Annotated in this window: 13 protein-coding genes; 1 reads left to right on the top strand and 12 read right to left on the bottom strand. The window is 52.0% G+C overall.

Translation table 11 applies throughout. The features are described from left to right. Positions 1 to 3: 3 nt before the first annotated feature. On the top strand, positions 4 to 816 hold the full coding sequence (locus PSH79_RS24370; protein ID WP_305440019.1) for a YfaP family protein: 813 nt from the start codon (positions 4 to 6) through the stop codon (positions 814 to 816). A 43-nt stretch (positions 817 to 859) separates the two neighbouring features. On the opposite strand, the gene PSH79_RS24365 is transcribed toward PSH79_RS24370, so the two are convergent. The 12 genes from PSH79_RS24365 to PSH79_RS24310 form a co-directional block, all read right to left on the bottom strand. After that, the gene (locus tag PSH79_RS24365) at positions 860 to 1,945 is read right to left on the bottom strand and encodes a macro domain-containing protein (protein WP_305440018.1); all 1,086 of its coding nucleotides are present in this window, start codon (positions 1,943 to 1,945) and stop codon (positions 860 to 862) included. Continuing rightward, positions 1,942 to 2,586, bottom strand: coding sequence for a DUF4433 domain-containing protein (locus tag PSH79_RS24360; RefSeq protein WP_305440017.1), 645 nt, complete (start codon positions 2,584 to 2,586; stop codon positions 1,942 to 1,944). Before PSH79_RS24360 ends, PSH79_RS24365 begins: the two co-directional genes overlap by 4 nt. Beyond that, positions 2,586 to 3,164 (bottom strand): DarT ssDNA thymidine ADP-ribosyltransferase family protein, encoded by a 579-nt coding sequence (locus PSH79_RS24355; RefSeq protein WP_305440016.1) that lies wholly within the window; start codon positions 3,162 to 3,164, stop codon positions 2,586 to 2,588. Before PSH79_RS24355 ends, PSH79_RS24360 begins: the two co-directional genes overlap by 1 nt. A gap of 185 nt (positions 3,165 to 3,349) precedes the next feature. Beyond that, on the bottom strand, positions 3,350 to 4,270 hold the full coding sequence (locus PSH79_RS24350) for a restriction endonuclease (RefSeq protein WP_305440015.1): 921 nt from the start codon (positions 4,268 to 4,270) through the stop codon (positions 3,350 to 3,352). Positions 4,271 to 4,780: 510 nt separating this feature from the next. After that, entirely contained in the window at positions 4,781 to 8,620 is a 3,840-nt protein-coding gene (locus PSH79_RS24345) for a reverse transcriptase domain-containing protein (protein WP_305440014.1), read from the bottom strand. A gap of 306 nt (positions 8,621 to 8,926) precedes the next feature. Next, positions 8,927 to 9,364 carry a very short patch repair endonuclease gene (locus PSH79_RS24340; protein ID WP_305440013.1) on the bottom strand — a complete coding sequence of 146 codons (438 nt, stop codon included), beginning with the start codon at positions 9,362 to 9,364 and terminating at the stop codon, positions 8,927 to 8,929. A gap of 24 nt (positions 9,365 to 9,388) precedes the next feature. Then, positions 9,389 to 14,878: an ATP-binding protein gene (locus tag PSH79_RS24335; protein ID WP_305440011.1), complete on the bottom strand. Its 5,490-nt coding sequence runs from the start codon at positions 14,876 to 14,878 to the stop codon at positions 9,389 to 9,391. Next, on the bottom strand, positions 14,871 to 16,412 hold the full coding sequence (locus PSH79_RS24330) for a hypothetical protein (RefSeq protein ID WP_305440010.1): 1,542 nt from the start codon (positions 16,410 to 16,412) through the stop codon (positions 14,871 to 14,873). Before PSH79_RS24330 ends, PSH79_RS24335 begins: the two co-directional genes overlap by 8 nt. Continuing rightward, positions 16,409 to 18,565, bottom strand: coding sequence for a hypothetical protein (locus PSH79_RS24325; RefSeq protein WP_305440009.1), 2,157 nt, complete (start codon positions 18,563 to 18,565; stop codon positions 16,409 to 16,411). The genes PSH79_RS24330 and PSH79_RS24325 overlap by 4 nt, the downstream gene beginning before the upstream one ends. Before the next feature lie 20 nt (positions 18,566 to 18,585). Then, positions 18,586 to 20,277 (bottom strand): DNA cytosine methyltransferase, encoded by a 1,692-nt coding sequence (locus tag PSH79_RS24320; protein ID WP_305440008.1) that lies wholly within the window; start codon positions 20,275 to 20,277, stop codon positions 18,586 to 18,588. Positions 20,278 to 20,957: 680 nt separating this feature from the next. Further along, on the bottom strand, positions 20,958 to 21,455 hold the full coding sequence (locus PSH79_RS24315; RefSeq protein WP_305440007.1) for a JAB domain-containing protein: 498 nt from the start codon (positions 21,453 to 21,455) through the stop codon (positions 20,958 to 20,960). 132 nt (positions 21,456 to 21,587) lie between these two features. Then, the gene (locus PSH79_RS24310) at positions 21,588 to 22,556 is read right to left on the bottom strand and encodes a DUF932 domain-containing protein (protein ID WP_305440005.1); all 969 of its coding nucleotides are present in this window, start codon (positions 22,554 to 22,556) and stop codon (positions 21,588 to 21,590) included. Positions 22,557 to 22,618: the final 62 nt, after the last annotated feature.

Here is a 22,618-nt window from a genome sequence, read left to right as displayed (position 1 = left end):
ACCATGACACTCCGTTATCCACAGGTCTTGCTGTTGCTCTGCACGTTGACCGCGGTCTCGCCGGCCATCGCCGCTGACAGCGTCAAACTCGACACCCCGGTCGGCGGCTGGCGCAGCGGCGCGCCCGAAGGCGAGGGCGAAAGCTTCCGCCAGACCGTCAACTACCCAGCCTCATCGGTGAACACCCCGATCGGCCAGGCCAACACCGCACGCATCAGCGGCGAAATCAAAGCCACACCCAAAAGCAAAGAGCCCGGCCGACTGATCGTCAACGGCGTCAGCATGCCGCTGAAAATCGACGACAGCGGCCGCTTCGACCGCCCGTTTTCTTTCCCCAACGGCAGCAACAGCGTTGAAGTGCGCAGCCCCGACGGCAAGCAACGCCACCGTACCCAATTCCTCAACACCAGCGGCGGCGCCACCCCGGCCAAACTGCGCGTCCTGCTGGCCTGGGACAGCGACGGCACCGACCTCGACCTGCACCTCGTCACCCCTGACGGCGCGCACATCTGGTACGGCAACCGTACCGCCGCCAACGGCGCCGCTCTCGACGTCGACGTCACCACCGGCTACGGCCCGGAAATCTTCGCCATGCCGGCGCCGATCAAGGGGCAGTATCTGGTGTATGTGAATTACTTTGGTGGGGGTTATCGCAGTGATGAAGATGGCGAAGCCGATGCGGTGCAGGCGCTGACGACGGCGCAGGTGACGGTGATTACCGAAGAAGGCACGCCGAGCGAGAAGATGGAGACTTTTTTGATCCCGATGCGGACGGCGGGGGAGTTGACGTTGGTGAAGTCGTTTAGTTATCCGTGAGGGAATTGGGCTGCGGGTTGCTGCCCAATTATCCTGTCATCACTCAGGCCGCTAATTCAGGTCGGAAACTGCTGGAGGTCAGGCGCTTGAGCGCAATTTCAAGAGCTTGATCATCGAACAGTTTGCTCTTGCGAGCCGCAGCTCCGGTGCCACCGTCCCACTGCTTTAATGCATCGCGCACGGCAGGAACAGTCGCAGATACCCCTTCCTGGCTCAACAGCCAATCAACCGTGGCCAATAGCTCCATACCGAATGGCGATTCAAAACCGTCAATCAATTGGGCCGTGCGCTCCAAGGCTTGCGAGTATTCCTTGGCCTCGGTCTTGAGATACGTCTGCAAAAACGCTTTGCGCTCTTGATCAAACCAGATCACGTCACTAATGCCAGCGTCGCTGATGCGCTTGTCACAATGCAGATAGCTGCCATCAAGGTTATCAAGCAGGTGTTCCAGGCGGTTGGCGTATGGGCCATATTTATGTGCAACGAACTTCAGGTTCAGAGGGTTCTCGGTACCCGGCAATTGCTCGATAGCACGTTCGAGAAACCAGGCCAGCTTCTGGATCTCCAGCAGACTGCACTCCATGCCTAAAACCCAGTAGCGACGAACCAGTTCGGCGATAAGAGCGCGGGCTGGCGTGAGCTTTTCTACGCCCGAACGTTTGGCGACGTTCAGATACTGATTCGAGGGCTCGAATACCAAGACATCTGCGTCCAGGTCACCCAACACTTCGACAATTTGCTCACGGACTTCAGGCCACTTCAAACCGCCGTTACCAGCACCCAGAGGCGGGACGGCGACAGATTTCACGTCGTTCTCTAGCAGAAACCTACGTAGATCATGCAAGCCTTCAGTTATCCACGCCATTTGCGACGGAGAACGCCAATGGCGTTTGGTTGGGAAGTTCACGATCCAGCGAGGGCCATCGAGTTCATTGGTGGCCGTCACGTGCATCTTGCCGGTTTCTACTTCCTTCGCCTTACACGCTGCTGCATAGAGACGGTAATTCTGCGCGAAGCGTTCTTTGAACATCAATGCGATGCCCTTGCCCATCACGCCCACGGTATTCACCGTGTTGACGAGGGCTTCGGTTTTGGCTTCCAGCAGGTTGCCTTGGGTGAATCTGATCATTGGAAATACCATTTGGGGCGCGCATGGACAGTCAGCGTCAGGCCTCTAGCGGCGACGTCTGCTTCTATGCGTGCTTTCATTGCATCGGTGTGGCACATGATGCCCAGTAGCCCCGTAATCGGTAGGTGATGGTGGACCAGCGCCTCAGCCTGATAACGCTCCATTTTGCGAGGATCATCAGGATCGCGCTTGAAGTCGCGCCGTTGAAGGATAGACCAATCGATCTGGTCGAGATTCGCCAGATCGCTGTAATAGTTTGTCCAACTCGGATAGGCGTGCGCGTTTGTGAAGACAAACGGTAGGCCGAGCTCTTCAACGCGATACAGGCTTGAGACCAGAATCACGATCTCGTCATTGCTGCGCTGCTGAACACTCCACCCAGAGTGAATGTTCTGCATCATCACCGAGAAGGGCGTGAAATAGAAGGGCACGTAGTCGGCCAAAACACCTTCGGGTGCGATAGGCACCTGACGGGAACGACGCTTGTCGATCAAGTCGACGTTACCGATATTCACGTACTGAGGTGCCTGTGCTTCCGAGTTTGCGCAATGCAGACCGTTGTCCAGAATCCAGGGCAGGTTATCGCGATGGACGATACGCCAAATCAGCGCTTTCTCTGGATTCAGGCTGGTGTAGTTCATTAATAAAACATTCTCTGGTTCACACTGGTTTGCACATTAACATCGGCTGCCTTCAACTTAGCCAAGCAAAGTGCTTCGACTTCCTCGCTTGGAGTGAAGATGTTGAAGAAAATTTCAGGTTTAACAACCCCTGGCGCGAGACATTCGGCCATGCAGATGCTTTTGCAATGTGGATCAAGATATTCCCGACTGCTCATGACATCCCACTCGATGGCTTCGAAACCTTTTTCATATTCGAGTAGCTGTATCGAGTCGCCTGCTAAAGGGTGTCGGGGAATGACTTTCCAGCCGTTTTGCTTGGCAATAGATCTGTAAACAGAAATCAGCACAAACTGGGTGTCAGGCCTGCTACGCTGGACGCTTCCGTCAAATGGGTTTTTCGCAAACCAGTGGAAGGGGACGTAATGATCAAGCTGCAGAACTTGTCGTTTTTTCAGGATGTCCACATCCGCGACATCTTTGAAACCAGAGAGACCTGCACGAGGTTTAAGGCCTTCCTTGAAAATGCCATCCAGGTTTTCAACCGAAGTGAGGTGGTAAAGAAGCTTCTGATCCTTGATGCTTTTAACGTCCGACATAGTGGTCTCCTTGACCTGCACATCAACCTAAACTGGATTCAGTTCCGGCCTTGCCCCGCGCTGATGTAACCCTCGATCCGTGGGGGTTGGTAGAACAGTCATTGTGATTCTGATGTGCTATCACTTTTGACCACAAGCCCAATGTGGAAATGGGTTAGCAGGGTCAAGCAGCAAAACTCCTGAACTCATTCCTCATCAAAGTAATCGCGATCCAGCGTCGGCAACCGCAACAAACGCGATGTCACGCCCACCTCATGATCCATCATCAGATGCACCAGCCGCGTGCCGTCTACCAACACAATCCCGTCCACCGATTTGGCGAAGTCGACAGCGTGCGCTGTGAAGCCGGACGTAGTGATGAAAACGCCGCGCTTGGCTTTTTGCCCCGCGAGCGCTCCGTAGAACGCCTGCAGTTCAGGGCGGCCAACCGTGTTCTGCCAACGCTTGGCCTGAACGTAAACCTTCTCCAGCCCCAATTTATCGAGCGAGATAATGCCGTCGATGCCGGCATCACCGGAACCGCCGACACGTTGCAGATCATTGCGACTGGCGCCGTAACCCAGGCGATGAAGCACATCCAGCACGATCACTTCGAAGCGGTTGGGGCTGACTTGCAGCAAGTTATCCAAAAGGTCGGCCGCCGTGGCATCGCGCAATTCTTTTAGCGCTCGCTCAAGTCGGTCGTCCGGGCTTTCTGTGGCAGAGGCCAGATCTGGCTCCACATTTGGTTGGTCATCCAGTGGCTCGGCATCAGGCGCGACTTTCAGCTTCACATTCATGTAGCCGATTGCTAAATGCTCCACGTCCTTGGCCGACAGTGGAAATGCATGCTCCTTGGCGTACTGCGCGCCTGCATCGGTCAATTTCCAATACCCGCGTTTGGCACTGCTCGAAAGACCGGCACGCTTGAGACGATCGTGCGCCCAGCCTGATCGGTTCTTGTAGGTGAACTGCCCACTCGCGAGCTGTTCTTCACGCTGTGCCTCGGTCAGTTGCATCGTTTTTGCTGCGGCTTCGTGGGCGTCCCGTGCGGGTACACCTTCAGATTTGGAGGCGAGAAACCGCAGGATCGGTTCGATGAACTGATCGTAGGTTGGAACAGACATGGGCGCATCCCTGTGCTGATGGGTGTTTTTGAACTGACCGGTGGGCGAGTATAAATTAACGCTCGCTGAGGATGCCTTCGAGAGTTAGTGCTGGTGCCGTGAAAACGTAAGCCGCTGTTTCATGGCTCTATCATGTGTCGAGCGGCTGACCTGGGCACTTTCCAGCAGGCATTAAAAAGCCGGCTTGTGGGCGGCGTTATTGTTTGGTTTTGGCCTTATTTTACTGTGTTTTTTGGCAAGGTGACATTTTGTCCCCCCATTTGTCCCCCCATTGACGCTGTGCGTAACACCTGTTGGTCAGCTCGCAGGTATGAGTATTTGAGTAGGCATCTGGACGATACATTTCCTTGATCCAGAAATCAGGACGATGGTACTCACATTCAATAATGTGAGCACCATTCTAACCTCATTGGCGGATAGGACTTGCTTCACAAGGCCGGACGCCTACTCACTGTCTTGGCTTGCGTTCGCCAAGCAGAAAACTCCCGTGATGAGCGGTCCTTGGCGCATCTATAATCGTCCCATGTAACCAGCTGGCGCGCCTTTTTTCTCGGTTGGGATGCTAGCTTTCTTGGTATTTTTAAACGCAGTCAAATCTACCTCGAAGATACTAATAACTGCCTGATTGTTGCCGTGTACGTGTGCAATCTGTCTTTCATGATGTGCCTTGTAGGGAGCCTGGGCATTGGAGCCGCCAAATTGGCCGGTGTTCGCGAGCATAATTGGCTGATACATATGAAATTGCAGAGCTGTCGTCATGGTATCGAAGGTGCCAATGTCTTTGTTCAAGGCTGCGATAACAAAGCCATCACTGATGTCGCGCATATCCGCAGCAAGTTTGAGGTCGGTAGCGTCATAGCAAACCGCTCCCGTGATATTCGCTTTGTCACCTGATTTATCCGTAAGCTCCACTATTACCTGATATGGACGATGGCCCTCAACGCCGGCTGATAGCTCCCATGGAATACCGTGCTGTTTGCCCTGATAGGCCCGGATGATTTGTCTGCCTGTCACGCTTTCCTGACGTAGAAGCCACACAGCACGGTTAATTGGCTTTTTCAGGTAGGGATGCTCTACAAAGGTCTGGCCTGCAAAAATTATTGCTCCGGTGCTATCTGAAAGCCGTTCAAGTAGCCACATGTCATCGGGATGAATAGCTAGTTCAGGAAAGACAATCAGATCCAATTGGTTTTTCTTCTGCAGGGAAGCCTTGCGATTCGCATAACGACTTGCAGTGAGTTGTTGTCCTAGCAGTCGGCACATAGCAGCGAGGTGTGCTCGATGCCTGGATCTGTAAGCCGTGGTCCACATCAAAGGGTCGGCGTTAGAGAAGTCAGTGTCACGGGGCAGCAGTGTTTGTACCAGTGCAACTTTGAATTCTCGCAAGTTGGTGCCTGTAGAGCGGTCTACTGGCAACAGGTATCCTGGAAGATTGGACTGTCTGCCGTATATGCGGCTTTGCGTAGCTAAACGCTCTTTAAAAAGCCTGAGTAAATCTCCCGGTCGACGCATGTCGGAGAATGCATCGCCTTCACTTCGCTTGATCTCAAGACCAGGCCACTGCAAAAGACGCATCACCAATTCATTTAGCCACGGCGATATGGGAGTTGGTTCTTCACCTAAACCGCCACTAAGCGGCATCAGGCCCATACGACGCTTGTACCAACTACTTTGAAGGCCGCGATAACGGTCAAATACTTCCTCGCGTTGAGGGTAAAACCTTGTAGTAAAATCATCTTCTCCAATGATGGCGGAGCGCAAGAGTCGGCCTAAGCGATAGGCCCATGCCATTTCTTCTAAGCACCAAGAAGGCGTTAAATTCCATGGGTGTGCGACCTTGCTCGGCGATTTTACAGTCAGAATCAGTTTAATATCCGGATGCTGAATCTTGCTCCAATCACTACACTCGACCGATAGCGAATTCAAACACAGTCCGTCTTGATCCAGCCAACTGGAATGTTCTGCCTTCAGGAGCTCTGCTCCTAGCTTTAGTAATGCATTTTCCTGAACAAACGGGTTCTCAGGATGGCTAACGACTGAATACAGAGAACGTTTACCGCTTGGCCAATCATGCAGTCGCTCCGATGCTTCCTGAGCGGGGCCGAACGTGCAATAGCTGTCCAAATGCTCCAACCATTTCGCGCTCTCATTGTTTTTCCACCCATCGTGCATTTCGCTTAACACTGCTGGTTCAATCATCGCGATGTCATCAATCAACGCATTGGCCGTTTTGGTCGGTAGGCTCTGCAACCAATTTCCCAGCCATATAACAAACGTGTCGCGTTTCCCGCTAATTCGCATCGCAAGTAAGCCAGCAGTCAGGGTTGCATGCGTTTTAGTAGTAGGGGGAGGAACTAGACGCAGAGCATCATGAAGAGCGCGATAGGATGCCAATTGACGCCCTGGCAGCAGGGTCGTCGGATGCTGCATGACGGCAAGAAACAGCGCCGCTTGTTGGTGAAGGTACCAAGGGAGGCTCTTATCTCCAACCGTCTCCAAGGCCGCCTGCAGCAATGTTCTTCGGTATCCGTAGATATCGGCCGACTCAGGATAGCTTTCTGGGCGATGCAAACCCGTTTCTACCGCTCCAGCTCGAAAGAGATCTGAAAGTACAAATATGGCGACGGCTTTCTCTGGTGTTGGCGTCTTGAGTTTTAACTTAAGTTTTAAAGCTTGGAGAACAGGGTTTAGTAGTTCTGATGAAGGGAATATATCGAGCCCGCAGCGCAGTACACTGGTTAGAGCTGGATTGCGCGACCAGCATGCGATTAGCTTCCGAGCTATCGTTTCCATTTCATGATCAAGCGCTTGCCGCTCACTGACATCTACATTGGTCAGCGCATCCTCAGCAGGTAACTCAGGATCTGCCATGCTGCGACGCATACGCAGAACTTGGCGCAGTCGGTTAGCTGCAAATCGTTTAACGGTGTCGTCTCGCACATCTGCTTGAGGCAGCGAAATACGTGCCAGTGCCAGAGGGTTTTCGTCGACATCGCTGGAATCGTTAATAGCGTCTGCTAACCAAAGTAAATGATCTAGGCTTCCTGTGGCTTGCAGTAAAGTGGCAGGATCAGGCGCAGTGCTTATTTGCCCATTTACGCCTCGCATAAAACGAGATGTACTTCCCTGAACCGCAAAGTCTTCCCAAGCTACGGCTTCCGATTTTTCTCTCTTAGTATTCAGTTTGTTGTTTATGTAACAGTGTCCCAAGATAATATTTACATATTCGCTCATCTCTCCTGCGAGAGTGTCAAGCGATAACTCCTGCGCGATTTCGTTTGGTATGGCGATTACAAGCCGCATATCGTCCACATAACGGCAATAGTCTAGGAGTCTGAAAGGCGTTCGAATATTATTTATGCGTTTTTCAGTGCCTACACGTACTTTCCTCATCATCAGCTTATCGAATTTGTGCATATAGGCATTCGCCAAGAAGCCGCTCGCTACCAACCCTTGGGGCAAACCAAGCTTAAGATCATTGTTCTTCTTCCTATCAGTATCGCTCCACTGCCACTGTACTATTTTTCTTACGGCGCTCCAGAAGGGCTTGGCCTCGTCAATGGAGTAAGGGATGGAAAACTCTTCGGCATAACGCCGGTAAAGCACACTTGCGCGCTTTACAACGGCGGCTTGATCAATGCAGTCATAGAACTTGGCAAGGTCGAGTTTCACTACATATAGGCGTTCGTCTTGCAAACTTGGTAGCGCTTCTCGGCAAACTTCCGCAGGGCGTTCTAAAAAGCGTTCATAGTCGGTAAAAAACTGTGAGTAAACGGTTGCATTGCCCCATCGAAAACGCGCATGTTGCTTGCTGCTGGACTCTTTTATCCAATCACAGAATAGCCGATTGCCGTAGCTGCACACTTGCTGCCTTGCTTGCGCTGTACTGATGTAACTCGATGGATCAGTATTGCCTTGTGACGTTTCTACTGCATCTGCCAGACAAAGCATGACAGCAGACGTCATAACCTGTTCGCGAATGGATACATGAGCAAGTGGGCGCAATTCAGGGTGGTTTTTCGCCGCCCCGTCCTTCTGATCGATAGGTTTGAATTCCCATCCCCCTCCATCAGCTTTGGACGGGAAGTGCCACGCTCCATTTTTTGGTGCTTGTACCAAGCGAAGATCAGATGTGGAACTGTGATCTTCGCTGGATATCTGCAGTTGCCATTTTTTTAGGGTCTTCGGCAGAGATAGTGATACCTCCTCCAAGGCCAAAATGTCTGCATACCAGTTATGTCGACGAATGTAGGCATCAGTCTTCTTCCATGCTTGAGCCAGCACTGCCTCATCGGACAGCAACGCAAGAGAAGGTCCCAAACGCTCGTAACGTTTATCAATAATACTCATGCGATGGCCCGTGCTGGCAGATGATTGGTTCGCAGTTCGAGCCCCTTAGGCGCGCTATCAGGATGGACTGTCGAGTCAAACGGACGTTGTAAGTCCTTGTGATCAAGGTCGTTCGCAACGGTTGTAAGTGTTCTGCGGGAGCTTCGTACTGGAAGTAACATCTTGTTCATGACTTACTCGTCCTTTTAAATCAGTATCAGTGCAGCGTGGTGGCACTATGGGTGCGCAGCCGGCCAAAAGGTACATTGTTTGTCTTTGAGGGGATGTTTTCATCACTTGCGTATGATGAGAATCATTAATTTTTTATCATAAAATATTATCCCGATACGATCGTATTAGTCCTGCTAGCCGCTCTCCCGTTGCTTCTGCCTTTCTGGCGGATCCAACTTCGCATTCCCAGATAACGAATACTCTCCAGCCGGCTTCCTTCAAGAGACTTATGTTTTTCTCATCCCGAGCGACATTTTTCTCGAATTTTTCCACCCAAAATGCTGTATTGGTTTTAGGCGTAGTGGTAATGCTGCAGTTGGAGTGACGGTGCCAAAAGCATCCGTGGACGAAGACCACGGTCTTGTAGCGCGGAAACACAAGATCAGGCTTGCCGGGCAAGCCTGATCCATGCAAACGGTAACGCATTCCGAGACGATGCAATACTTTGCGCAGAGCTATTTCTGGGCGAGTATTACTTCCCTTGATTCGGGCCATCCTTTCTGACCGCTCTTTAGGAGAAAGGAAGTCGGTCATACTCGGAGCCCATGTGTAGTGCTCTTACGTAGGGCTATCATTTCCCTCCTTGATCAGTTCATAGAAGGGAAGCCCATGAATCACTTCTCCTGAAACATCGAATGATTTATAGAGGCAGTGATGGTTAGGTAAAGTCTTCACGCGCTCTGAAAGCTCCGCCAAATCTGACGTAAATCCAAGAACTCCCAGCTCAGCAGGAGTGATGTTCGGCACTTTGTGGATGAACCAGGATAGTAATGGTGTCCTGTAATCGGTCGCCCCGGCCTTAAAGTGCTTAAGGAACTGCGATGCAAGTATCACGCCGGTACCGAATTCCCGCCCCTCTAGCAGGATTTTCCGTAGTACGTCGAATTCGTAGGGCATGATGTTGTGGGCCTCGTCTACCAATAGGTAGGAGTCAATCGCTCTGAGCTGGGGATCTTCGCCCAAGAAGGGACGCTTGATTGTCTTTTTCATGTTCTCGAAGAACATGTTCAAAAAGATAGCGACGAGCATGTTCTTGCTTCGGTCGTCCTGCCCCATGGCATTCAGAGATATAACAACGACACCATCAAAGAATTCATCGAACGGCTTTGTCCCTTCGGTGGCCCGTGTAAATATCTCCATGTCCACCAAGTCATCGATAATCGCCATTGGGGAGTCCGACTTCTCACCGAGTATCTCCCTGTACTCCGAGTGGATGTCGTATATCGTAGGTTGGCGGTCTTGAGCGTTTGCTGTCTCGTAGGCATTGCGGACAGCAGCTTTGAGTTTGTCCCGCTGTACAGGGCCTATGCCCGAATACACTTTGTCGAGCACATCAGCGAAAAATTTGAACCGATCTAGCCAGGGAGCCGTTGATTCTCCCATTCCGGTGGTGTCGAACAGATTAAGAGGGAGATGGTAGGGCTTCACTACTTTTGCCCCAGTAGCCTCTACGAAATCCTGGCTACTGAAATCGTTTTTATAGTCGAAGATCAAGAAGCGTGGTTTGATCCCGCGGTTTGCATCACTGGCCCTGGAGATCTGTAGGATGAGCGACTTGAGGAACTGAGTTTTACCCGTTCCAAGGTCACCTGCCACACCAATGTTCAATTGGTTGAGTCGAGTATCGGATATGTTAAGGCTTAGCTTTCTTGGCTCGAAACCATCGACTGTTTTGCCCACAGAAAGGACTATTCCTCCTCCTAACTCGCCAGAAGTTAAGGATGAGGCGGTGTCCATATTTGGTTTGTTGGACGATGTGTCTCCGTCGAGTGAGTGCGATAGATCGGTTTCTTTGGTTAGGGAGATTGATGGATCTGTCAAAGGTGCACTTTGCATCGGTAACTGACCGAATTCGATCAAACTGGCAACCGGAGTTGATTGCGGAGGCAGCAGCTCCCAATCTCCCACTTTGGCACGCACGGCGTCGTAGAACGACTGTGAATCATTGCCGATTACGATACGACCTGCGTCCTTGCTTGAAATGACAATCGTCTCTTCGAAATTGTCGCCGTCACGATCGAGTGGGCCGCTCAAAGTGGATTCGTCCACGACGATAAGTCGCCCTCTCAAATCGATGCTTGGTTTCGAGCCTGGGTCGAGAATCGCTGCTGCGATTTGCTCATGGTAGCCTGCCCAACGAGTAGCTTGTCCTTCTACTGCTTGATGCTGACTGTAGACTCGTAAACCAAAACCAATCATCGATAGTAGGAGATGCTGGTAGGTCAGGCTCCATGCCACAGACTTGCTTGCGCGTACCTCGATGGCCTGTAAAAGTGTCGAGAGTGCTCTGGCTTGTGAAAGGGCGTCGACGGCTTCGGAGGCACCAAGCACTGTTCCCTGACGGCACTTGACCTCTATAGGGGTCAGATGCAACTGGACTTTGTCGTTAGAGATCCTCACGCCAATGACAAGTAAGTCGGGACGTGAGAGAGAAGTATCTTTACGCTCCTTGCCAAGGGAGCGTGCAAGGTCGGCAAGATACCCCCTGAACGGATCGACAGGAACAATAAGTGCGATCGTAGATTCGTCAGACGAACCGGCGAGAACTGGTAATAAGCTGTTCAGGTTTCCTTCTACGCGGAACTGGTCTTGAAGTAGTCGGACAGCAAGGAAGAGGCCAAGGTCGCCTGTGGCTCCTGTATCATCTCCAGAGAGGCCGCGTACAGTTGGAATTCCTCTCCTCGCGACCTCTAGAAGAATCTGCTCGACCTTGGAATCGTCTAAGTTGTCGCACCCTGGAAGGGGCTTCAATACACGGCGCAACGCATCACGATCGGCTTGCTTGACCTGTGATAATAGGTAGTAACCGCTGGTATCGCCTGCACGATGGGAATAGGAAGGGAGGTCGTAGTCCCACAGGTATGTGCCTTTGATCCATCCACCCAAAAAACAGGCAGGATCAATTGCAGAAGACGAGACTGCAACATACCCGGCGCTATTTTGCGTAAGCATGTCGGATATTGCATGGACGCTAGGCGAGAACTGCAGTCCTATCGTGCTGTCCCTCATCCTTTCTACTTTAAGCATGCACGCTGACACTTTGTCGGCGAATGGGTCGCCGGACGGAGGCATCTGCAGGCCTTGGCGGGACTCACACAAAAAGGAGCTTTGAAGTTGACGCCTGACACGGTGCCTGATTAGCCCACCAGCGCCCATAGGTGAGAGCATGCCAACTTCATTGGATTCGGGCTCTGCTGAGTCCAATTGCGCGATGATGCCTAAATCTGGCTTGGCGCCAATCGGTTGCTTGTCGTACCACCGGACGTGGTTATCAGTGTCCTCTGATAGATTTGCGATCGTCGCTTGATCCGGCCTTCCCGAAGTCCTCGTGTCGAATACCTCAAGAATTTTCGCGCCGATACTTTGGTTCGAAAGATCCGTATCACCACTACCAAACCGCTTGGTGCACCAGTTGGTCAAACCTTCGTTGCAGGCATCAGTGGTGCCTGCTGCACTAGACACTACCAGGCTGATAATCGGCTTTGCGGCCAGAAGGCTAGTGACATCGTCTAGAGCACGGGAGACCTGTGCTGGACTAAATCCACTCGAGATCCCACCGACGGTTAAACCGAATGTGTTGTCAAATGGCGGGCGTTGGGTACGCGCAGGTAACTGGCCCAGGCGAGAGCCATTCCATAGTACTGACCAGTAGTCGGAGCTGCATTCCACAGACAGGAAGTCAATACGCTCTACGCCACTTGGGGACTGTAAGGAGATAGTTAGTAGGTCGGGAACGCAATCTGGGTCAAAAATGCTCGCCGCTGGGCAGGGCAAGAGTGAGTCACCTTCCACCTCATCCCACAAGACTTTCTGGGCAAGACAGTGCCATGCAAGACGTAATGGGTGAAGGGGCGAAAGGATGATGGCGTCTGGAGTTCTACTTAGAGTGCGTCCGTCTGGTTCTAGTGAGCAGACTGCAACAGCATCTATCCAGCATGCAATGTCTGGATCCGTATCGAGCCAGGACATATATGCGTCAAGGTAGGTTTCGACGAGTATGCAGAATTCCTCCTTCTCCGATAGCCAGGCTCCCAATGGCGCGGATTCGACAAGTCCCGACTGATCATCGCTGCCGCGTATGTACTTCGCAATCTCTTGACGAGTTTCCACGAAACCCTTTGGTGGTTGGAAGCTTGAGGCGTCAGGGCGAGGGTCAAAAAGGAAGCGACCTTGAGATAAAATCGGGCCATGAACTGCGTCCCAATCTGGAGGTGCCCATTTAGAAATATAGTCTTCTGCTATTACTATCGGTCTGAATGAGTTGGCTACGTTCTGCTCCTCGAGGATCCAAGATTGCAAGCTTGAGGCACGCGCATTCCGGTCCAGATGGACGACAGCCTTTGAATCAAATTTCTCAAGATGCCGGCGATTCTGTTTGATTAGGCGTTCAAACTCGCTTCTACAGCCTTCTTCCTTCGTCTCCTCGCAAGAAAGATATGCTCTGCAGATATAGGGAGAGGGATGTCCCAGGAGGCTAAATGTTATATCTAGTTGGTATTTTCCGTCAGCCTCTACTTCCAATAAATATTCGTTTTCACCAATTATGCGCGCATCGAAAGATTGCTGCTTCCCCTCCAGTTCAGTAGCGTCGTCGGGCATGCCTTCAACTTTGCCGATGACTGCCCCCGGAGATAGATGAATACGCAATTCATATCGCCCGGAACCAGGTAGCGAGAGTGATGTCTCCCAATGTCCTGCTGCAGTTTTCTTGCTTGGCTTTTTGGGGGGGACCAGTTTTGTTGCTAGCCTGCAGGTGACAAGAATTCCTGGCTTCCAGTTTATTAACGATATGACCCGAACATTTGCAGGTTTGCAGCCTTCAGAAGTAACTTTGTAAGTAATGGGGTTCTGGTGTGCGGGAGGTGCTAGATCCGTGTACTCGCTGACACCGCTAGGAGCTGTTGGTAATGAAATTGGCGCTCTTCCATATGAGCCGCCGGCCAACAGGAATTCTGCTGGTCGAAAGTTTTCATTCGTTGATACGGCTAGGTCGACTTTGTCTCGCACTATTGCAGGTAACTTCTTTGTTGCAGGAATAATACTATTTGTGCATTTGATGCTGATCTCTCCGACGGCTACATCGGGCTCGTCGGCAAGTAGGTCAGTCCACTGTTCTATGGTCAGCTGCTTCCACCAAGATGGCGGAGGAGAGAGCGTTAGGGTTTTCTCAGGCATATAAAAAGCTTGGGTAGCACGTTCGAAAGCAGTCGGAACGTCGCAGCTCACTTGGAGGTGGGCAAGCAATTCTCGCAGCGCTTGAGCTATTTCATCAGGGGCGCCTTGTGCCAGGCGCTCAATACCGGTTTTGAAGCCGTCAGCTAACTCATCTGCAATTTTATCTATGATTGAGAGTTGTGCCTTCGAAGAGATCCCATCACCTGCCATTGGTGGGAGACCGCAAGCTAGGGCAAGAGCCTTTTCAGGTGAAAGGTTTTGGACGGCCGCGTCTATCGAAAATATGCGGGATAGCATCCGCCACGAGGCGCTGTCGTTTGATAGCTCTGAATCCATCTCATCTACGGATTTAGCAGCTGCGTGAATTAACTCTTTTGCTTCCTCTCTTTGCGAATCTCCTATGCCTGCGAGGATGAGTGCCTCATTTACAGATTGCTGTACAAATCCGTCGTCCCACCATGCGCCAAGAGCCGAGCTCATGCCGAACACGTCGCTTGATGATTCGATCGAAAGATTGTTGTGCTGGCCTGCAGGAACTAAAGCTACAAAGCTTGAGTTGTTTGGGTCATTACGAACATCCAGCAAGTGATCATTGTCACAAAATCCGGATTCTCCGATCCGAAGTTTGTGGCCTTTAATTTGATCATTTGGGCGCTGGAGTAGTACTGGTAAGGTCACGGTATTACCGTCTATTCCAGACATGACTTCGATTCCCCCATCGCGAGCGAGCTCTTCGTAAACAAGCTCAAGAAGTTCGAGAGGGGGGCCGCGAAAAATCAATCGATACTCAAATTTTTTTCCGCTAAGACCTTGCGTCGCTCCAAGTGCTTTTTCCCGGACAACTGATGCAAGCCACTCTGCAAGTTTATTCATGTTCGCTTCCCTGAAGAATTTGACTTGTATGGAAAGGCGGCAACAGCAACATGCCGCTCTCGGCATCTGGGCTGTCGAGCACAAGACCGAGCATTCTTAATTGGTGCCCCAAGTCATTCCGGGCGATTTCGTGCTTGTCTACGGTGAGGCCATAGGCTTCGAGATGCAGGACTAGTTTTTGGATTGAACGAGGTCCGACCATTCCGGCGAGAGCGCAGTGCACCAGGGCAAGAACAGCTACTGGTCCAAGAGATACGATCCATGGGCTGGAGGAGCTGTTTCCTTTCTTTTTAAGGATGTATCCCTGATCGTACCCTCTGAGCAAAGGTACTGCAGTTTGGCGTTGTCCTAGCGCGTGCCTTGCGAACTCCAACAAGTTGGAGCCAATACCTTTCTTGCATAGCAAAGCCCGCGTCTCTTGTTCTCGTATATCGGTAATGATTTCAAGAGTGCCTATATTGAGGAGAGCGTCTCGATTTTTCTTGATATGCAAGCAAAGCATGGCAATACCTTTGCTTGATGCAATGTCTCCCTCGTACGGCGCACCTATCTGAGTGAGTGACCAGAGTAGCGCATTGATCCCCAGTCTCGCGTTTAAGTAGCTAGAAACCTTATCCTTGATGCCCTGAAGGGCTTTCCCTCCGTAAGCCATGTACTGGGGGGTATCAGGGAAAATTGCTTTCCTTATCTCTTGTTCATTCAGATTTATTCCAGTGCCTAGTACTGCTGACAGGCTGCTCCAGATTCTTGCATGAACGTCACAAAGCCAAGTCACATGAGATACCGCACCTAGGCGCAATACTGCCTCTAGCAAGCTGGTCCATTGCCTGCGGGTCATGGCGTTTTTCGCTTGCATGATAGCTTGGAGGTCTTTGACAAATCGTCTGGCGGGTAGGAAATGAATATCCTGAAAATCGAGGGGCGTTAGAGTCGTCGATTCACCATCTGGAATCGGCGCTAGTGCCCATATGTCTACATCTTGATTCCACGAAGATGTCTCCTGCTCAAGCCAGCGAGCGAAAAAATCGTCCCTGTCATTCACGCTCAGGGCTTCAAATAGGAGTTTCCAAAGCTGCTGAGCCGACTCCGCATCCTTTGACCCCAGGCAAACCATGCGGCGTATTAAGCTGCCAGCGGGCCAGGAGTTGCTACTCAGTCGAGCAGAACCGGAGAATAGTGATGTTCCTGGGACGAGAGGTGTGACCTGTACGAATCGCTTGGAAGACTGATTTGGGAGTTTGGGACTCTCCAAAATCCCATGCAGAACCGTATACCAGCTATCCACTGATAAAACCGCACCTGAGGGCTGCTTCTGATTTTTTTTCCGAAGTTTCTGGATCCGTTTATCTAAATCGCTTCCAGCTTGGGGGACGCTGCCTTCGCTAACTGCCGCAAAGCCTATAGTTCTATAGAGGGAGGAAAGTAATACCTCTGAACTTGCATATTCCGGAGCAGGGCTCATCGCTAGAGCCGACTTCTGATAAGTGCCGTGGGAGAATCTCCACGGCGCTTGTTTGAACTCCATAAGGCTCATACCACACCCTCCTTCTGCGCGACTAATCCATCCCATGAGCGAGCTATAACCGTGCCGTCCGCACCTACGCGAATTTTGGCGTGGTCGAGTAACTCTTCGTCGCGAACGATAGGGCCGGAAAGCCGAGCTTTTGTTGTATCTAACAGGGCCAATACAGTGCGTGGAAGTGATGCAGGGGATAGTCCTCTCTCCAGTTCCTTCACCGCCTTGAACAAGTCATAAGTAAGGGGGATCGGTTGAGCAGACTGAACGTTGCCAACTCCGAGGTAGCGAATTGGTGGTCGAGGACGGCCATTAGTATTCTGGGCTAGCATCTTAACCCTGCGCTGCTGAACTACTAATGTAGCCTGACGCTGTTTTGGGGGAAGTGGTTGCCCGAAGGTGGTAGTCAGAGACACCTCGAACTCGTGTCCCGTATTCAGAAGCCCCTTCACTTGTTGTTCTACTTCGTAAAGCTGGTGCTTGTCGTTTTCTTCAACGACCAGCTGGAAAGCTTGAAGTATCTGTACGTCTGCAACCACGGCTGTTCTGGTGCATATGCTTCGGCGAACTAGGCGGCAAGCAAAATCCCGGAGGACATGTTGAACACGGCTGGCCGCGACCGGTCTACCGCGTCTGAACATTGGCAAGGAAAGCGTGTCGTCTGCATCAGAAAGTCGCTTCAGTAGCTCAATCTCGTTTTTTGATAACACTTTATATTTACGGACGAACTCAATGCCGCCAGCCAAAGAGCGGCTGAATCGAATGTCAAGGTCACCCAGATTGATGGTGCTTTGCGTACTGACCGCAACCTCGTTGTCGGGACTCGCGAATGCAGGGTCCAAATGATCAACGAGGTCCTCCAGAAGAGGGGCAATTGTTGCTGGAAGGTAGTGTGTCTTACGCTCTGAAAGGAATTCAACGAGTCCCTTAAGAGCTCTCTGAAGAGCTCTCCCTTGCTCGGTGTCCAAAGCCTTATCCAGGCGTAGCTCCTGAATATCACGGCGGAGCGACGTAGCTACTCCCTTATCCCATTTATGGAACAAGGCATGCTGGTAGCTTGACGTCGCCAGATGAAAAATCGCGGTAAGTGCTTGTCTGGTTGGTTTTTTAGTCCCAGCCGCTTTCTGATCCAGTTCAATGAGACTTTCAGCCCATTGGCAAGGCGTTGATTGGTGCGATCGGCTTTCCGAGTCATGAACTACAGGATGATGGCCGGCCAACAAGTAAGAGGTTAGAGAGAACAAGTCACGGAAGCTCCAGCGCTTGCTGCTTGCGAGCTCATACCAGCGCAATATCTTCAGTAGTGCCGACCGTTGTTCCTCCCTCGCGAGGATACTCTGGCTAGTACAGAACGGGCATTTCTCGCCTGCTGGACATGTTCCCTTTGCAGGCCACATTTCGGATTCAGTAGCTTGGTCGAAGAGAATTTCCGCTGGTGCCAGGGTCATTCCATCAGGCTTTACTAGCAGGGACTCGGCGTCCATTGGCCAAACTGCGATAGAAGGGAACCCTTCAAGCGGCCAGCAAGAGGGGGCGTCGTACGCGAGACTTACAGCCCGGGTAATTGCTTCGAGGATTGCGCGCGGTTTTTCCAAATTGTTATCTAGCGCATGGATGAGCGCATCATCAAGCACACCGCGGTTGACGCAGCACAAATAAGCTTGGGAGGAAGGGCCATGCAGCAGCCTGTCGAGCTCTTGGATTAGGAGTGCAGGAGCAGTGCTCTCTTCGTTTCCAGCATTTGTAGATGCATCCTGAACTATGTCCAAATTCAGTTTGTTGTCAGAACTTGAAAGGCTCCCAGCATCGACGCTTACTATTCTCGGAACTTTAAAACCTGTAGACGGATGGAATGCTTTTGACAGCTCATTGATCAGCTGTCCGTTGCAGCCGAGGCTAGCATCCAACCAGCGTACAGTGGATTCGATCGCCTCGGTCTTTCCATTACCAGGCCCACCAACTAGAAGGACAATCCGTGGAATGTTTTCACCTTCTATCGGGAGTCTTTCGGTCCAGGCTTCTAGCCGGGACAGAAGATTTGTTCTTAGTAATTTTTCGTTCGGCTGGCCGCTATCATTGTCTAAAAGCCGCTTCACTCCCCCCGAGTGATGGCCGGCCCAGTCGACAAGGGCTGCGGGGTAGCGCGCCCCTTCCAGTTGGGTGCTATCCATTCCCCTCGACTCCTATGTTTTCAAGCTATGGCTAAGATTTCTTGTTCTGGCTTGGTGATTGTTTGTTGATTAGCTGTGGCCATGGCTTCTTTTAGTACCAACTTGATGGCTAGGCCAATGGCTCTTGCAAGGTAAGGAGGAACAGCGTTGCCTACCTGCGTGTAGCGCGGGCATTCCTTAGTACGTTGCTTTCCGCCCGTGGTGAATTTACCGCGGAACTGGAACCAGTCGGGAAACGACTGCAGGCGTGCAGACTCTCGGACGGTCAGTATCCTGGGCTCGCTGTAGTGGAGCACATCGTCGGGCAGCGTTGTAATTGTTGGTGCGGGATTTTCCTCGTGCATTAGGCAAATGCGGTGCTTCTTGAGGCCATATTTTTCCCTTTGGGCCAAGCTCATCAAGCCACCCCTAATGCATTCGGGGTCCTGAATGATCCTCATGAACCGTTCACTGATTTCGGGCTTGTGTTTTGCTAAGCGTACGCTGTCCATGGAATCGTCGCTCCCCTCGTGCATGAGCGCTTGGTAATGTGTCCGAGGCCCCTTATATGCGAGCTCTTCAAAGCCGATGCGAGAGGAGGGGTCAGTGCATGGTCTTTTCCCAGCGTGCTTTATTTCCAAATCAGAAATGGCCTCCGAAGCGCTGACAATTTCTGGAAGGCCAAGCTCCTGCAGTTGGTTCAGCCTTGCCTCCTCTAGGAGCTCGAAAGCTCTGTTAGCGCCGCCACGAAGATGGCAGGCGAGATCTTTCCGGATCCCGATTACGATTAGGCGTGGGCGCTTCTGGGGAACTCCGAAGAGTGAGGAGTCCACTATTTTACCGAGGACCTGATAGCCGACCCTGTCCAGGCTTTCGACAAGCTTGTCATAGTAGGAATGGGGCTTAACTTTCGTTAAGCCAAGTTCTTCTTTCCAAGATTTGGCTTTATGCGCGACCTTCATGCCCGGTACGTTTTCCAGGACAATGGCCGCTGGCTGAATAGCCTTGACCATTTCCACGTACTTCTCAAACAGTTGGTTTCGGGGGTCGGACTCTAGCCGCCTCCCTGCGAAGCTGAACCCTTGGCAGGGTGGGCCTCCTGCAAGTACATGCACTTTGCCCTTTAGCTCGGAGAGTTTAAGCGGGTGCTGTTCAAGAATTTCATCGATACCCCAGGCTTTTTGTTCCAGCCAATCGGGCCATTCGAATTGGGGTACGGGCACGTTACGCCCTTCGAGCAGGTTTGCCGAAAGGGTAGAAAATGCCATTTTATCGCGTTCGACGGCAAAAACGCCGTTTAGCCCTGCGAGCGATAGACCTAGAGATAGGCCTCCACAGCCCGCAAAAAGATCTGCGAACATAAAAGGTTGCCCGGGGGCGGGTAGTGGGGGGAGGGTTTCGAAATTTTTCATGGGCTCCTGCCCGGATACGGTCGTTTTCAGGGTAGGGAGCGTCTCGCGAAGCCCTTGGCTATCGCCTATATAGGCAGCAAGATGGTGGTCTTTTTTCGCCACTGTTGCTGGATGCTTACTCGGCATGCTGACTGGAGGTAGCTCGGTAGGCGTCGAGGGGGCAATAGTGAGGGATAATGGGTTGCCCCGCAAGCAAGCGTAATGGCTCGGGCCGCCTGACGGCTGGATTGGTTTGAGATTGTCCAATTCACTTATGTCTTTGAATTCATCCAGAAATATTCCGTCGGCTAAGCCTGGGGCTTCGCTTGGTGGTACCCACATATTGAGCTCCTTCAGCCGGTTTGAAACCCGAGTAATCTTTCCTCAGCGCAGCCCTGTGCTGGTCTAATCAGGAGCTAGCTGAGTGAGTGTATTGAAGAGTAAGCAGATAGATCCAGGTGTTTTGGAAGGCGCCGGTCTGTGGTGCTGTAATTATGTACAGTATTAGCCTTGGGGCGATTCGTACAGTCACGTTCGTCGACTGGTGCGGAGCTCCTTGATTTAAAGAGGCTCTGCATAGCAATACTCGCACCCCTTCGTCCGCGAAAGTGCCGCGCGGCAATTACTCCTGACGTTAGCGAGGAGCGCCTAACAAGGAAGAACGGCAGACCGCGCAGAAACAGAGCTCGGATTTTCGATCGGCCAGATAAAAAAATGAATTTATGCCGGCAGGAGGCGTGTCTGCCTCCTGTCCAGCTTCTGCCGTTTATTCGAATCTGGATTGGCGCTGGAGAAGCCATTGAAAGAGCAATAAAGCTATGCCAACGGCGATCAGGACCGGCGGGAATCGTAATATCAGGATTACAGTCAACACTACTGCTGAAGCGCTTGCCAGCACGCCGATAAAGGTGAAAAGTGTGATCAAGAAACGTATCAATGCCATGGGAGTCTCATTGTTTTAAGTGATTTGGCTCGGTGAGATTTTTAAGCGCCACCTTCCTAAATTGGCTCGTACGCGCCGCTTACAGATGCCCTCGCTCTGTCATTGATTTGCAGCCTTCATGGGCCACCACAACGTGATCCAAAATCTGGGTGCCAACCATATTCAGAGCTTTTTTAAGAGGAGTTGTGAGTGCGCGATCGGCTTGACTGACCTCTTGGGTGCCAGAGGGTTGGTTATGGACCAAGATCACAGCCGCAGCGTTGTGTTCCAGTACGATTTTCACCACTTCCCGTGGGTACACGCTGGCGCCTTCCAGAGGGCCGCTAAATAGCTCTCTGAAACCAATAACCCGGTGCTCTGTATCGAGCAGTAACAAAGCAAAGACTTCGTAATCATGAAACTGCAGCAGAGTTTGTAGGTGGCTGAATACGAGTCTGCGTTCAGTCAATGCACGTCCTTTTGACAGGCGATACATAGCGAGTTGTTGTGCCATCTGTAAAACGTCCGCCTCGGTGAGCGGTGATTCCAGAGCATGGGTGTCGGTCGTTTCACCGGATTTGAGCTTGGGATATTTCATGCTGGTATTCCTATCCGAACGCGTGAAAGCACTAGAGGGTGGGTGGCGCAATTGCTGGAGGGGATGTGCTGGGATTAAATGATTCCGAACGCCCATTAGGGGAGAGCGCTCGGCGGTGCTGTGCTTGATGGTTCACGCAACGAGTTGTAAGGCTGCATTGAGTGCCTTCTGTTTGATTACTGCGCCTTGCCCAAACCATGCCGAATCCATTCGATACTCAGAGCTTCTGGCACGCTTTTCATGATCCACGTATTCCGTCACGGCGTTCAGCAAGCCCCATGCTGTTCCGCGAGCAGACTCCAAATCAGCTCCTCGGCCTTTACCTTCGTAAAGGTTTTGCACCTGCTCCATAGCTCGCTTGTTGGGCAGTACATTGGGAATGGGGTCATGGGCTCCGGTGTCGCACAGCACGTCCATAAAAAAGCCAAGCGCTTCTTTGGTTTGCACCCTGCGTTCAGCGAGAGTGCGCATCCGATACATGAACTCGTCCCATTGCGAGACGGCGATGCCCAGTTGCTGTTTGACCGTGCGCGGATCAAACCTGGTGCTGTGCGGCACCTTGATCGCGTGGGTGGCACCGTTTAGGGAAATGCTCAAGGTGTTGTTGCAGACCACCCGCACGGTGGTGGGCGTTGCCGTGGTCGCTAGTGTGCCGTCGCATGAAGTGGCTAGCAGCAGGTAGCCATTGACCTGATCATTGCCCTTCAGCGCCGTCGTCTGGCCGGTTCTGGCGAGGGCCCAGAACTTGCGCCCCCCTTTGAGCACACCTGCGGTTTCCAACTCGTAACCGGAGAACTCGGTCAGGTCTCGGTAGAACTCCAGCACTTCACGCGGCTGTACGACCTGATAGCGATGCGAGACTACCGATAACGCTGCTTTGGTGTCGGAGCGATACAGCACTTTTTGTTCAGGGAATGAGTGAATGCTGCCCAGGTGGCCAGCGGCCTCGGCCTTGAAATGCACCGGGCTGTCCTGAATCTGCCAATTCATGCCCGCTTCACGCTGCCAGACTTCCAGCGGTTGTTTTTCGGTGAGGCGGCTACCCAAACCGTGCCACGGGGTAGCGCCAACGTAAGCCATTTGTTCGATGAGATGAGCCATGGGAGAGATTCCTTTGGGTACAGGTCGGTATAAGCGCTGCGCAGAACGCAGCACGGGCCGGG

Source organism: Pseudomonas sp. FP2196 (genome assembly GCF_030687715.1).
In the GTDB taxonomy this organism is placed as follows: Bacteria; Pseudomonadota; Gammaproteobacteria; order Pseudomonadales; family Pseudomonadaceae; genus Aquipseudomonas.
The sequence above is the reverse complement of the archived record's forward strand: the minus strand, read 5'-3'. Positions and strand labels throughout refer to the sequence as shown.

Excerpts from the sequence above, each read along its gene's own strand:
- PSH79_RS24340 (WP_305440013.1), bottom strand. The coding sequence starts at position 9,364 with ATGACCGACTTCCTTTCTCCTAAAGAGCGGTCAGAAAGGATGGCCCGA.
- PSH79_RS24310 (WP_305440005.1), bottom strand. The coding sequence starts at position 22,556 with ATGGCTCATCTCATCGAACAAATGGCTTACGTTGGCGCTACCCCGTGG.
- PSH79_RS24360 (WP_305440017.1), bottom strand. The coding sequence starts at position 2,586 with ATGAACTACACCAGCCTGAATCCAGAGAAAGCGCTGATTTGGCGTATC.
- PSH79_RS24365 (WP_305440018.1), bottom strand. The coding sequence starts at position 1,945 with ATGATCAGATTCACCCAAGGCAACCTGCTGGAAGCCAAAACCGAAGCC.
- PSH79_RS24325 (WP_305440009.1), bottom strand. The coding sequence starts at position 18,565 with ATGGATAGCACCCAACTGGAAGGGGCGCGCTACCCCGCAGCCCTTGTC.
- PSH79_RS24355 (WP_305440016.1), bottom strand. The coding sequence starts at position 3,164 with ATGTCGGACGTTAAAAGCATCAAGGATCAGAAGCTTCTTTACCACCTC.
- PSH79_RS24330 (WP_305440010.1), bottom strand. The coding sequence starts at position 16,412 with ATGAGCCTTATGGAGTTCAAACAAGCGCCGTGGAGATTCTCCCACGGC.
- PSH79_RS24315 (WP_305440007.1), bottom strand. The coding sequence starts at position 21,455 with ATGAAATATCCCAAGCTCAAATCCGGTGAAACGACCGACACCCATGCT.
- PSH79_RS24345 (WP_305440014.1), bottom strand. The coding sequence starts at position 8,620 with ATGAGTATTATTGATAAACGTTACGAGCGTTTGGGACCTTCTCTTGCG.
- PSH79_RS24350 (WP_305440015.1), bottom strand. The coding sequence starts at position 4,270 with ATGTCTGTTCCAACCTACGATCAGTTCATCGAACCGATCCTGCGGTTT.
- PSH79_RS24335 (WP_305440011.1), bottom strand. The coding sequence starts at position 14,878 with ATGAATAAACTTGCAGAGTGGCTTGCATCAGTTGTCCGGGAAAAAGCA.
- PSH79_RS24320 (WP_305440008.1), bottom strand. The coding sequence starts at position 20,277 with ATGTGGGTACCACCAAGCGAAGCCCCAGGCTTAGCCGACGGAATATTT.
- PSH79_RS24370 (WP_305440019.1), top strand. The coding sequence starts at position 4 with ATGACACTCCGTTATCCACAGGTCTTGCTGTTGCTCTGCACGTTGACC.